We start from the raw sequence: 12,660 nt of genomic DNA, 5'->3' as shown, positions 1-12,660 counted from the left end.
CCCCGGTACTCCGGCCGCGGCCGCGACCTGGTCTACGGACTCTCCCGCGCGGATGCGGGACTGGATCTCACGAGGACGCATCTGGCTCTCCAGCTCGATTGCGATCTGGCCGAGTCGGGTGATGTCGCCTCTGGCTGCCGCCCGCAACCGTTCATCCGCAGGAATCTGGAAGCGCTCGCCGCGGTCGTTCTCGCAGATGACGACCTTACCGTCATCTCCGAGTCCAACGACCCGCAGCGCACGCAACGCGGCCTCCTCGCGACCTGAAACAGACCTCACCTCGCCAGCTGCCCACGGTAGATCGGCGGGTCGCCTTGACGTGCGAGGCGCGCCGGGTACCGTGCGCATGATCTTGCTCGCGCCCGGTCAGCCACGCCAGACCGTACCGGTCAGTTTTTCGTAGGCGTCGACGTACCGCGCTCGGGTCGCGGTGACGACGTCCGCCGGCAGCTCGGGTGCCGGCGGCTTCTTGTCCCAACCGGTGCCCGCCGCCCAGTCGCGCACGAACTGCTTGTCGTACGCGTGCTGTGGGCGGCCCGGCTGCCACTCGTCCGCCGGCCAGAACCGGGACGAGTCCGGCGTGAGCACCTCGTCGGCCAGGGTCAGCACCCCGTCCGGCGAGTGTCCGAACTCGAGCTTCGTGTCGGCCACGATGATCCCGCCGGCCGCGGCCCGCTCGGCGCCGCGCCGGTAGACCTCCAGCGTGAGCGCGCGCAGCGACTCCGCGGTCTCGACCCCGACCTCGGCGGCCACCTGCGCGAACGTCGCCGGCGCGTCGTGGCCGCCGTCGGAGACCTTCGTGGTCGGGGTGAAGATCGGCTCCGGCAGCCGGCTGCCCTCCGCGAGCCCGGGCGGCAGCTCGACGCCGGAGATCGCCCCGGTGGCCGAGTACTCGCGCAGGCCGGAGCCGGCGAGGTAGCCGCGGGCGATGCACTCGAACGGGACCATGTCCAGGCGCCGGCAGCGCATCGCCCGGCCGGCGAGCTCGGCCGGCACGTCGGTGGCCGAGATCAGGTGGTTGGGCGCGACGTCGGCGAGCTCGGCGAACCACCAGACGGACAGCTGGGTGAGCAGCGCGCCCTTGTCGGGGATCGGGGTCGGCAGGACCACGTCGTACACCGACACCCGATCCGACGCGACGAGCAGCAGGTCGGCGCCGTCGGAGTAGATCTCGCGGACCTTGCCGCTGTAGATGTGGCGCATGCGTCAGAGTCGCTCCACCAGCCAGTCGACGCACCGGGTGAGCGCGGTGACGTCGTCGGGCTCGATGGCGGGGAACATGGCCACCCGCAGCTGGTTGCGGCCGAGCTTGCGGTAGGGCTCGACGTCGACGATCCCGTTGGCGCGCAAGGCCTTCGCGACCGCGGCGGCATCGGTGCCCTCGGCGAAGTCGACCGTGCCGACGACCTGCGAGCGATGCGCGGGGTCGGCCACGAACGGCGACGTGTACTCGGTCTTCTCGGCCCACTCGTAGAGCCGGTCGGACGAGTCCTTCGTGCGCGCGGTCGTCCAGGCCAGGCCGCCGTGTTCGAGCATCCAGTCGATCTGCTCGGCCAGCAGGAACAGCGTGGCGACGGCCGGGGTGTTGTAGGTCTGGTCCTTGAGCGAGTTGTCGAGCGCCGTGGTGAGCGAGAGGAACTCGGGCACCCAGCGGCCGCTCGCGCCGATCTCGGCGACCCGCTCCAGCGCGACGGGGCTCATCAGGGCGAGCCAGAGCCCGCCGTCGGAGGCGAAGGACTTCTGCGGGGCGAAGTAGTAGACGTCGAAGTCCTCGGCGCGCACCGGCAGCCCGCCGGCACCCGAGGTGGCGTCGATCGCGACCAGCGCCGCGGCGGACCCCTGCGGGCGCCCGACGGGCACCGCGACGCCGGTCGAGGTCTCGTTGTGCGCCCAGCCGACGAGGTCGGCGCCCTCGGCGTACTCGATCTTCGGCGCGGTCCCCGGCTCGGCCTTGACGACGATCGAGTCGCCCAGGAACGGCGCGTCCTGGGTGACCTTGGCGAACTTCGCGGAGAACTCGCCGTAGGTGAAGTGCTGGGCGCGCTCGCGGACGAGCCCGAAGGCGGCGGCGTCCCAGAAGGCGGTGGTGCCGCCGTTGCCGACGAGGACCTCGTAGCCGTCGGGCAGCGCGAAGAGCTCCTTGAGTCCTGAGCGAACCCGTCCGACCAGGGACTTCACCGGCTTCTGCCGGTGCGAGGTGCCCATGAGCGCGGCCCCGTCGGAGACGAGCCGGGCGAGCTGCTCCCGCCGAACCTTGGACGGCCCGGCCCCGAACCGCCCGTCGGCCGGCTTGAGATCCGTGGGCAGGATCATCGAGCTCGGATCGGTCCCGGTGGTCGGTGACTGCGTCATGTGGCGGCGCCTCTCGGCAGTACGGATGGCGGTCGTGCCGGCGCCATTGCCGGGGGTCTCCAGTCTCTCTCATCGACCTGACGCCCCGGTCCGGGGGCGGTCAGGCCGCGGTGGTGACGCGATGGAGCTCGGCGCTCAGCCCTCCGTCGGCCAGGTGCCCAGGTCCAGGCTGCCGGGGATGGGGGCGGTCGGGTCGTACGGGGTGCGCGTGAAGACGAACGTCGCCAGGTCCATGTGGTGCGGGCTGCCGTCCGCGTGGCGGTGCACGCGCAGCGTCTCCCCGGCGTAGTAGCCCTCCAGGCCCTCCCACACGTCCTCGCGCACCGGGCGGAACCGGGAACCTCGCCCGGTGCCCGACGGCGGACGCAGGTCCAGCCAACCGTCACCGAGCAGCCGCAGCACGAACGGGATCGGGCCCCAGAACCACTCGCCCGTCAGCGCCAGCATGGCCGACGGGACCGACGGCTGCGGCACCCACTCCACCGGCAGCGCCGGCTCGTACTCGTCCACCAGCTTGATCAGGTCGAACGTCAGCGCCGACACCCCGACCCCGGCCGTCGTGTTCGTCATCGCCACCGCGCCCGTGGTCGTCGTCGGGTCGACCACCACGCTCGCCAGGAAGCCCGGCATCGAGCCGCCGTGACCCGCGTACTGGCGCCCCTCCGACCGGAAGGTCTGCAGGCCGAGGCCGTACCCCGAGGTCCACGCCATACCGTCCTCGACCGCCGCCGGGAAGCGCATCTCCGCGACCGTCTCCGGAGCCAGTACGCCGGCGGTGTCCCCGCCGATGAACCGCACCCACCGCGCGAGATCGGCCAGGGTCGACCACAGCTGCCCGGCGGGCGCCATCGCGCCGGCGTCCGGCGTCGGCTCGGGCATCAGCACGTCCGCGTACGGGTGCACGGCCAGGCCTGGTGCGTGCGGCGCCGCCGGCATCGCCGTCGTGCGGGTCATCCCCAGCGGCGCGAGGACCTCCTCGGCCAGCGCCGACGTCCACGACATGCCCCGCAGCTCCGCGATCAGCTGCCCGAGCGCCCCGTACCCGACGTTCGAGTAGTGGAACCGCTCGCCCGCCCGGTGCCGCGCCGGCTCGCGCGACATGCTCTCCACCAGCGCCGGCCAGTCCACGCCGGGCGCCCGCTCCCACCACTCGCCCGGCGACTCCGACGTCAGCCCGGCCGTGTGCGCCAACAGCTGCGCCACCGTGAGGTGCCCGAACGACGTGCCGCTGACGTGCTTGTCCAGCAAGTCGTTGAGGTCCAGCAGGCCCTCGTCCCGCAGCCGCATCACCAGCACCGCGATGAACGTCTTCGTGATCGACCCGATCCGGTACTGCGTGTCGGCCGTGGGCGCGCTGCCGTCCACGTTGCCCCGCGCGCCGGACCACAACAGGTCCTGGCCGCGAACGACGGCGGCGATCAGCGAAGGCGCGCGGCGCTCCGCCTGCTCCGCGGCGATCCGGCGGAGCAAGGCGAACTCGGTGGTCTCCAGCATGAGCCGCATTCTTGCCGATGACCCGGCGCGACTGGATCGGTCATGCGGCGTTACCAATTAACAAAGCTAACGATCCGTCGTCAGGGGAGTCGGGGCAGCAGGCCCTGCGCCATCGCGGTCGTCACCGCGGCGGTCCGGTCGGACACGCCGAGCTTGCCGAACGCCCGCAGCAGGTGGGTCTTCACGGTCGCCTCGGTTATGTGCAGCGCCCGGCCGATGTCCGCGTTGCGCAGTCCCTTCGCGACCAGCGCCAGCACCTCCACCTCACGCGCGGACAGCGTCTGGGCGACCGGCCGGCGCATCTGGTTGACCAGTCGCCCGGCCACCGCGGGCGCGAGCACGGTCTCGCCGCGCGCCGCCGCCCGGATCGCGCCGGCCAGATCCGCCCGCGTCGCGTCCTTGAGCAGGTACCCCGAGGCGCCCGCCTCGACCGCGCGCAGGATGTCCGCGTCCGTCTCGTACGTCGTCAGCACGACCACCCGCGCGCCCGGGGACTCCGCGAGGATCCGCTCGGTCGCGCCCACCCCGTCCAGCCCGCGCATCCGCAGGTCCATCAGGATCACGTCCGCCTCGACCACGCGAGCCTGCGCGACCGCCTCCTCGCCCGAACCGGCCTCGCCGACGACCGTCAGGTCCGCCTCGGCCTCCAGCATCCCGCGCAGTCCCTCGCGGACCACCGGATGGTCGTCGACCAGCATGACCCGGATCAACGCGGCACCTCCAGCTGGACCGTCGTCCCTGAATCTCCACTGTGGACGGACAGGGTGCCGCCGACCTGCGTGGCCCGCGACCGCATGCCGATCAGCCCGAACCCGTCCGACGGCCGGTCGGTGTCGAACCCGGAACCGTCGTCGGCGACTCGCAGCACGGCGGCGGAACCGTGGACCCGCAAGCGAATCGACACCTCGGACGCGCCGGAGTGCTTGCGCACGTTGGTCAGCGACTCCTGCACCGCGCGCAGCAGCACCACCTCGGTCACCGTGGGCAGCACGACGCTCTCGCCGTCCACCCGGTAGCTCGCCTTGATCGACGTCTCCTCCGCGAGCCGCTCGAGCTGGCGGCGGATCGCCTCGTCCAGCGACCCGGTGCCCAGGGCGGAGGGCACCAGGCCCGCGACGAGTGCTCGCGCCTCGCCGAGGTTCTCCCGTGCGGCGCGGGCCGCGAGCTCGAGGTGCCGCCGTGCCTTGTCGCGGTCACCGTCCAGTTCGGACTCCGCGGCCTGCACGAGCGTGACGATGCTGGTGAAGCCCTGCGCCAGCGTGTCGTGGATCTCCGCCGCGAGCCGGGCCCGCTCGGCGGCGACCCCGGCTTCGCGGGAGAGCCGGGCGTTCTCCTCCCGGCTCTCCTCGAGCTCGCGGATCAGCCGGCCGCGCTCCTCGCTCTGGGTGATGATCCGCGTGATCCACGTGCCGAGCAGCACCGCGAACGTGATCGTCAGCAACGTGCCCGGGACGAACCCGTAGAGCGCGGTCTCGAGGCCGTCCTCCGCCAGCGCGGTCAGCACCGGGGTCAGGTTCGCCGGGATGATGACGAGGACCGCCTCGCGCACGTCCAGCGCCATGAACGCCATGGGGCACAAGGCGAACAGCGTGAACGACATGGACGACTGGACGAACGCGCCCGCGACGAGCAGGGCGACCATTCCGATCATGAAGACCCGGCCACGCCACGCGGAGCACGCGTCCCTCGCGGTGATGGCGGCCCGGCCGTACGTGACGTACCAGAGCGCCATGACGGTCAGGATGCCGATCGCCACCGCGTGGCCGGCCGGCGTCACGTCGGTCTCGCTGAACATCAGCAGGACGCACGCGACGTAGCCGATCGCGAAGTAGACCTCCCAGAGCCAGAACCAGCGCTGCCAGGCGTCCGGCGCGGCCGCGGTGGCGACTAGTTCTCGTTGCGGTTGGTCCACCGGAACGTCAGCAGGCACAACACCACTCCGATCACGCACCACGCGCCCAGCACCAGCGCCGTCTTCCCGTGCTCCCATGATCCCGCGACCTCCATCACCGTCATGCTGTCCGGCAGGAACACCGAACGGAACCCCTGGGCGACCCACTTGACCGGGAAGAACGAGCCGACGTCGATCATCCACCTGGGCAGGTCGGTGATCGGGATGATGTAGACGCCGGACAGGAACTGCAGCGCGATGTAGGGCAGGTTCACCACTGCGGCGGCCGCCTGCGCGGACTTCGCGATCGAGCTGACCGTGATGCCCAGCAGCGAGCAGGAGATCGTGCCGAGGACGAACACCCAGGCGAACGTGAACCAGCGGTCGGCCCCGCTCGGCAGCTCCACGTCGAACAACAGCATGCCGACCGCGACCAGCAGGATCACCTCGGCGATGCTCGCCACCGCGACCAGGATGATCTTGCCGATGAAGTAGGCCGAGGCCGGGATCGGCGCGCCGCGCAGCCGCTTGAGCGTGTGGTCGTCCCGGTCCTGCGCGACGCTGATGCCCAGGTTGAGGAACGACGTCGCGATGATGCCCGACCCGGCCATGCTGGCGGCGAACACCTGGCCGGCGGTGACGCCGGTGCCGCTGAAGGAGTCGCCGAAGACCGAGCCGAGCAGGATCAGGATGATCGCGGGGAAGGTGAACGTGAAGACGACCTGTTCCCGGGACCGGAAGAACTGCTTGAGCTCGATCGCGCCGCGGGAGAGGCCGAGGGTCAGCACGCCGGGCAGGGCCGGGCGGTCCGTGAGCGTGGTCATCGGGTGCCTCCGATCAGCTGCAGGTAGGTGTCCTCGAGACTCGGCCGGGTCACGGTCAGCTCGGCGAGCTCACGACCGCCGGAGGACAGCTCGTTGACGACCGCGGTCGGGGTCTCGGTGACGACCGAGTGGGAGCCCGTCTCGTCGACCCAGCTGACGGTGGCCTTGGCGGTGGAGCGGCCGCCGAGCGTGGCCGGCGTGCCGCTGGCGACGATCTTGCCGCCGGAGATGACGGCGACCTCGTCGGCGAGCGCCTCGGCCTCGTCGAGGTAGTGGGTGGTGAGCAGGATCGTGGTGCCGTCGGCGGCGAGGGCGCGGATGAGGTCCCAGAACTGCCGGCGCGCCTGCGGGTCGAACCCGGTGGTCGGTTCGTCGAGGAAGACCAGCTCGGGCCGGCCGATGATGCCGAGCGCCACGTCGAGGCGCCGGCGCTGGCCGCCGGAGAGCTGCTTGACGCGCGAGCCCGCCTTCTCGGTGAGCCCGACCTGCGCGATGACGGCGTCCGGGTCGGCGGGGCTCGGGTAGTAGCCGGCGTAGTGGCGGACGCTCTCCCGAACGGTCAGCTCGGCGGCGTCGTTGGCGGTCTGCAGCACGATCCCGATGCGGGCCCGCCACGTGCGGCCGGCGCTGCCCGGGTCCTGGCCCAGCACGGACACCTCGCCGGCGGTGCGAGTCCGGTGCCCCTCGAGAATCTCGACGGTGGTCGTCTTGCCGGCCCCGTTAGGCCCGAGCAGCGCGAACACCTGCCCGTACGGGATGTCGAGATCGACGCCGTCCACCGCGGCGATGTCGGCGTAGGACTTGCGCAGTCCTCGAACCTGAATGGCGGTCATGCCAGAAATCGTGCTCCCGCCCGGCTCAAGACGGAACGCCCACGCGACTGAACCCCACTGTCAACCGATCGACGGACACACCGTCAACCGCGCCTGGTCCACGCTGACTTGCCCACGGCCTCCTTGCCGCGCCGGCTTGCCGCGCTACCTTGCCGCGGCCCACGTCCACGCCGTCTGGTCCGCGCCGGTCTGCAGCTCTTGCCCCGGCCGCCGAGTCATCCACAGGGCGGCGAGTTGTCCACAAGTCGATCAAGCACCCCGAGAATGTCGGTGCCCCCGGGTAGTATTGGAACCGGGGCCGCCCCCCGGAGAGGGTGGGGGCCGCCATCCAGAGGGGGCGAATTTCGCGGCGCTTGTCGGCGGTTGTGTGGGTGCGCGGCGGGTCAGGATACGAAGTGCCAGTGGCCGTCTCGGCAGACCAGGGGCAGGTGGCGCTTCGGGGTTTCCGCCCGTGAGCCCTCCGGTGAGCAGTCGGACCAGGGCCATGCGGTCTGGCCGTCGTCATCCCCGCCGTTGCCGTTCCCGTTGCCAGGGCCGTCGTCGCCGTCGTCATCGTCGTTGTCGGGCGGAGGCGGTTTCGGAGCCGGCTTGGGCTTCGGTGGCTTGGGCTTCGGCGCGACCACCTTCGTCGTCTTGGTGGTCGTGGGTGGCGCGATGGCCGGCGGCTCCGGCAGGTCCGGCGGTAGTGCCAGCTCGGGGTCGGGCGCGGCTGGCGCGGGGCCGCCTGCGTCGGTGATCGTCGGGACGGCCGGCCTCGTGGTCGTCGCGTCGCCGCCGCTCGTGGCGGCCATCAGGACGAACCCGGCGACGATGCAGGTCACGACCGCGACCCCGGCGATCTCCGCGATCAGCAGCAGCCCGTCGTGCTCCGCATCCGGGTCTCGGTTCCGCCAGCGCGCGAGGCTGGGCAGCTTGAGCCGGGGGAGCGTGGGCCGTGGCATGACGTCATCTCCGTAGGTCCGTCGACGAACACGCTACTCACAGGTGAACGTACCCAAAGTAACCGTGAGGTCAACCGGCCGTACGGCGGAAATCAGCTGGGGCTGATGGTGTCCCAGCCCTCGACGTCCTCCGGGAGCCGCGGCGCCGGACCGACGTAGCGGGCGGACGGCCGGATCAGGCGGCCGGTTCGCTTCTGCTCCAGGATGTGCGCGCACCATCCGGCCGTGCGGGCGCAGGTGAACATCGCCGGCATCATGTGCGTCGGCACCTGGGCGAAGTCCAGGATCACCGCCGCCCAGAACTCCACGTTCGTCTCGATCGCCCGGTCCGGCCGTCGTTCCCGCAGCTCGGCCAGCGCCGCCTGCTCCAGCTCGGCCGCCGCCTCGTAGCGGGCCGCGCCGAGCTCGTGGCAGGTGCGCCGCAGCACCCGGGCCCGCGGGTCCTCCGCCCGGTACACCCGATGGCCGAAGCCCATCAGCCGCTCGCCGCGGTCCAGGATCGACGACACGACCTTGTGCGCGTCGCCGATGCGCTCGACCTCCTCGATCATCGGCAGCACCCGGGCCGGCGCGCCACCGTGCAGCGGGCCGGACATCGCGCCGATCGCGCCGGACAGCGACGCCGCCACGTCCGCGCCGGTGGAGGCGATGACCCGGGCGGTGAACGTGGACGCGTTCAGCCCGTGCTCGGCCGCCGACACCCAGTACGCGTCGATCGCCTTGACGTGCGCCGGGTTCGGCTCGCCGCGCCACCGCGTCATGAACCGCTCGGTGATCGTCGTGCACTCGTCGATCCGTCGCTGCGGGATCGCGGGCCGGCCGATGCCGCGCGCGGACTGCGCCACGTACGACAGCGCCATCACCGACGCCCGCGCGAGCTGCTCGCGCGCCTCGACGTCGCTGATGTCCAGCAGCGGCTGGTAGTCCCAGATCGGCGCGAGCATGGCCAGGGCCGCCTGCACGTCGACCCGGACGTCGCCCGTGTGCACCGGGATCGGGAACGGCTCCGCCGGCGGCAGGCCCTTGCCGAAACGGCCGTCGACGAGCAGCGCCCACACGTCGCCGAACGTCACCTTGCCCGCGAGGTCCTCGATATTCACGCCGCGGTAACGGAGCGCGCCGCCGTCGCGGTCCGGTTCGGCGATCTCGGTGCGAAAGGCGACCACGCCCTCCAGCCCGGGGCGGAAGCCATCGTCCGGTTCCGCCGGTTCCGCCGCCGCTGTCGTGTCGATCTTCCGCACCGCGCTGTGCATGGCTTCAGCCTCTCCCGAAACTCCCCGAACATCGCAACTTTCCTCCTGCCCGGGGGCCGGTGGCAATCGGCGGAGCTGGTGGCATCGGTCACGATTCAGGAGAACGATTCAGAACGCCGGTGTTACGCGTGCGTTTCCGGAACCGGAACGGCCACCTCCCGGTGGTACACCTCTCTCATGCACCTGACACCCGCCGAACGGGACAAGCTGCTGGTGGCGATGGCCGCGGAGATCGCCCGGCGGCGGTTGTCCCGCGGTGTGCGGCTGAACTACCCGGAGGCCGTCGCGCTGATCACCGACCACGTCGTCGAGGGCGCGCGGGACGGTCGCCCGGTCGCCGAGCTGATGTCCAGCGGCCGCTCGGTGCTCGGCCGGGAGCAGGTGCTCGACGGCATCCCCGAGATGCTCGACTCCGTGCAGGTGGAGGCGACCTTCCCGGACGGCACCAAGCTCGTGACCGTGCACAGCCCCATCGTCTGAGAGGCCGCCATGACGCCTGGAGAGATCCTGCCGGCCGCCGAGCCGGTCGAGCTCAACCCCGGCCGGCCGCGGCTGGCGCTGGTCGTGCGCAACACCGGCGACCGGCCCGTGCAGGTCGGCTCGCACTTCCACTTCGCCGCGGCCAACCCAGGGCTCGAGTTCGACCGCGACGCCGCGCGCGGCCACCGGCTCGACGTCCCGGCCGGCACGTCCGTCCGCTTCGAGCCCGGCGTGGAGCGCGAGGTGTCGCTGGTGCCGCTGGCCGGGCGGGGCGTGGTACCGGGGCTGCGCTCGTGACCGCCGTCGACCGCGCCCGCTACGTGTCGCTGCTCGGGCCGAGCGTGGGGGACCGGATCCGGCTGGCCGACACCGACCTGCTCGTCGAGGTCACCGAGGACCGCTGCCTCGGGCCGGGTGGCTCCGGCGACGAGGTGATCTTCGGCGGTGGCAAGGTGGTTCGCGAGTCGATGGGCCAGTCGACCGCGACCCGCGCCGAAGGCGCGCCGGACCTGGTGATCACCGGGGTGGTGGTGCTGGACCACTGGGGCGTTGTCAAGGCCGACGTGGGCGTGCGGGACGGGCGGATCGTCGGGATCGGCAAGGCCGGCAACCCGGACACGATGGACGGCGTCGACCCCGCGCTCGTGATCGGGCCGTCGACCGAGGTGATCGGCGGCCAGGGCAAGATCCTCACCGCCGGCGGGATCGACTGCCACGTGCACTTCATCTGTCCACAGTTGACCGACACCGCGCTCGCGTCCGGGCTGACCACGCTGATCGGCGGCGGCACCGGGCCGGCCGAGGGCAGCAAGGCCACCACGGTCACCCCCGGCGCGTTCAACCTCGGCCGGATGCTGGCCGCGATGGACGGTCAGCCGGTGAACGTCCTGTTGCTGGGCAAGGGGAACACGGTGTCGGCCGAGGGACTGCGCGAGCAGCTCGCCGCCGGCGCGGGCGGGTTCAAGCTGCACGAGGACTGGGGCACGACGCCGGCGGCGATCGACGCGTGCCTGCGGGTGGCCGACGAGTCCGGCGTGCAGGTGGCGATCCACACTGACACCCTGAACGAGGCCGGCTTCGTCGAGTCCACAGTGGACGCCATTGCCGACCGGTCGATCAACGCGTACCACACCGAGGGCGCGGGCGGCGGGCACGCGCCGGACATCATCCGTGTGGTGAGCCTGCCGAACGTGCTGCCCTCGTCGACCAACCCGACCCGGCCGCACACGGTGAACACCATCGACGAGCACCTCGACATGCTCATGGTCTGCCACCACCTGAACCCGTCGGTGCCCGAGGACCTCGCGTTCGCGGAGAGCCGGATCCGACCGTCGACGATCGCGGCCGAAGACGTGCTGCATGATCTCGGCGCGATCTCGATGATCGGCTCGGACTCGCAGGCGATGGGCCGGATCGGCGAGGTGATCATCCGCACCTGGCAGACCGCGCACGTGAACAAGCGCCGCTGCGGCGTACTGCCCGGCGACGCCACGGCGGACAACCTGCGGGCGCGGCGGTACGTGGCCAAGTACACGATCAACCCGGCGATCGCGCACGGGCTGGCGCACGAGATCGGTTCGGTGGAGGTCGGCAAGCTCGCCGACCTGGTGTTGTGGGAGCCGAAGTTCTTCGGGGTGAAGCCCTCGCTCGTGTTGAAGGGCGGGTTCATCGCGTGGGCGGCCATGGGCGACGCGAACGCCTCGATCCCCACGCCGCAGCCGGTGTTGGCCCGGCCGATGTACGGTGCCGCCCCGCGGGTCGCCTCGGCGTCGAGCCTGCACTTCGTGGCCGACGCCGCGCTCGGGCTCGCCGAGCGTCTCGGTACGGCGACGCCGATGGTGGCGGTCGCGGACACTCGGCGGGTCACGAAGACGGACATGATCGCCAACGACGCCCTGCCGGACGTGACCGTCGACCCGGACACCTTCGCCGTGCACGTCGACGGCGAGCTGATCGAGCCGGCGCCGGTGACCGAGCTGCCGATGGCGCAGCGGTACTTCCTGTTCTAGCCAGGGGCGTCTGATGGACATCGCCGCGCTGCTGCTGGCCGACTCCCGGTTCCCCGGGGGCGGGCACGTGCACTCGGGCGGGCTGGAGGAGGTGGTCGCGCGCGGGCTGGTGCGGACCGAGGACGACCTGTCGCCGTTCCTGGCTGGCCGGCTGCGCGCGGCCGGCGCGCTCGCGGCCGTGTTCGCGGCCGCCGCGGCACACGCCGCGGCCCGCGGCGCCGACCTGTGGTCCACTTTGGACATGGAGTTGGACGCCCGGACGCCGTCGGCGGCACAGCGCGCCGCCTCCCGCGCCCAGGGGCGGGCGACCGCGCGGGCCGTCAGCGTTGTCCCCATTGTGGACAGTCGGTGTGGAAGATCCTTGCGCGTCCTGCTGTCAGCGACGCCGCGCCCGCACCACGCGATCGTGCTCGGCGCGGCGACGGCGGCCTTCGGCGGCGCACCAGCGGACGCGGCGCTCGCGGCGGCGTACCTGTCGGTGAGCGGGCCGGCGAGCGCCGCCGTGCGGCTGCTCGGCCTGGATCCGTTGCGGGTCAACGGGGTCGTCACCGTGCTGGCGCCCGAGTTGCGGTCGGTCGCGGCG

The 12,660-nt window shown here is 71.9% G+C and carries 14 protein-coding genes; 4 read left to right on the top strand and 10 right to left on the bottom strand.

Translation table 11 applies throughout. The features are described from left to right. From sepH to ACRDSK_RS25995, 10 genes are all read right to left on the bottom strand, one after another. The coding region (gene sepH / locus ACRDSK_RS26040; RefSeq protein ID WP_431443912.1) for a septation protein SepH at positions 1–246 on the bottom strand (246 nt) is incomplete at its 3' end. A 120-nt stretch (positions 247–366) separates the two neighbouring features. After that, positions 367–1,203: a phosphoribosylaminoimidazolesuccinocarboxamide synthase gene (locus tag ACRDSK_RS26035; protein ID WP_431443911.1), complete on the bottom strand. Its 837-nt coding sequence runs from the start codon at positions 1,201–1,203 to the stop codon at positions 367–369. 3 nt (positions 1,204–1,206) lie between these two features. Next, positions 1,207–2,352 carry a phosphoserine transaminase gene (gene serC, locus ACRDSK_RS26030; protein WP_431443910.1) on the bottom strand — a complete coding sequence of 382 codons (1,146 nt, stop codon included), beginning with the start codon at positions 2,350–2,352 and terminating at the stop codon, positions 1,207–1,209. A 135-nt stretch (positions 2,353–2,487) separates the two neighbouring features. Beyond that, complete coding sequence (locus ACRDSK_RS26025) at positions 2,488–3,846, bottom strand: serine hydrolase domain-containing protein (RefSeq protein WP_431443909.1); 1,359 nt, start codon at positions 3,844–3,846, stop codon at positions 2,488–2,490. An 80-nt stretch (positions 3,847–3,926) separates the two neighbouring features. After that, entirely contained in the window at positions 3,927–4,556 is a 630-nt protein-coding gene (locus ACRDSK_RS26020; RefSeq protein WP_431443908.1) for a response regulator, read from the bottom strand. After that, complete coding sequence (locus ACRDSK_RS26015; RefSeq protein ID WP_431443906.1) at positions 4,553–5,776, bottom strand: sensor histidine kinase; 1,224 nt, start codon at positions 5,774–5,776, stop codon at positions 4,553–4,555. The genes ACRDSK_RS26020 and ACRDSK_RS26015 overlap by 4 nt, the downstream gene beginning before the upstream one ends. After that, entirely contained in the window at positions 5,734–6,561 is an 828-nt protein-coding gene (locus ACRDSK_RS26010; RefSeq protein WP_431443905.1) for an ABC transporter permease, read from the bottom strand. Before ACRDSK_RS26010 ends, ACRDSK_RS26015 begins: the two co-directional genes overlap by 43 nt. After that, entirely contained in the window at positions 6,558–7,394 is an 837-nt protein-coding gene (locus ACRDSK_RS26005) for an ABC transporter ATP-binding protein (protein WP_431443904.1), read from the bottom strand. The genes ACRDSK_RS26010 and ACRDSK_RS26005 overlap by 4 nt, the downstream gene beginning before the upstream one ends. Before the next feature lie 383 nt (positions 7,395–7,777). Next, a complete protein-coding gene (locus tag ACRDSK_RS26000) occupies positions 7,778–8,335 on the bottom strand; it encodes a hypothetical protein (protein ID WP_431443903.1) in 558 nt (185 codons plus the stop codon). Positions 8,336–8,427: 92 nt separating this feature from the next. After that, positions 8,428–9,588, bottom strand: a complete 1,161-nt coding sequence (locus ACRDSK_RS25995) for a citrate synthase 2 (protein ID WP_431443902.1) — start codon at positions 9,586–9,588, stop codon at positions 8,428–8,430. A gap of 177 nt (positions 9,589–9,765) precedes the next feature. Here ACRDSK_RS25995 and ACRDSK_RS25990 point away from each other — a divergent pair, with 177 nt between their 5' ends. The 4 genes from ACRDSK_RS25990 to ACRDSK_RS25975 form a co-directional block, all read left to right on the top strand. Beyond that, on the top strand, positions 9,766–10,068 hold the full coding sequence (locus tag ACRDSK_RS25990; RefSeq protein WP_431443900.1) for an urease subunit gamma: 303 nt from the start codon (positions 9,766–9,768) through the stop codon (positions 10,066–10,068). 9 nt (positions 10,069–10,077) lie between these two features. After that, entirely contained in the window at positions 10,078–10,365 is a 288-nt protein-coding gene (locus ACRDSK_RS25985) for an urease subunit beta (protein ID WP_431443899.1), read from the top strand. Beyond that, a complete protein-coding gene (locus ACRDSK_RS25980) occupies positions 10,362–12,077 on the top strand; it encodes an urease subunit alpha (RefSeq protein ID WP_431443898.1) in 1,716 nt (571 codons plus the stop codon). Before ACRDSK_RS25985 ends, ACRDSK_RS25980 begins: the two co-directional genes overlap by 4 nt. A gap of 13 nt (positions 12,078–12,090) precedes the next feature. Continuing rightward, positions 12,091–12,660 (top strand): urease accessory UreF family protein (locus ACRDSK_RS25975; RefSeq protein ID WP_431443897.1); only part of this gene is annotated, 570 nt, incomplete at its 3' end.

This window comes from Actinophytocola sp., from assembly GCF_050699915.1.
In the GTDB taxonomy this organism is placed as follows: Bacteria; Actinomycetota; Actinomycetes; order Mycobacteriales; family Pseudonocardiaceae; genus Actinophytocola.
The sequence above is the reverse complement of the archived record's forward strand: the minus strand, read 5'-3'. Positions and strand labels throughout refer to the sequence as shown.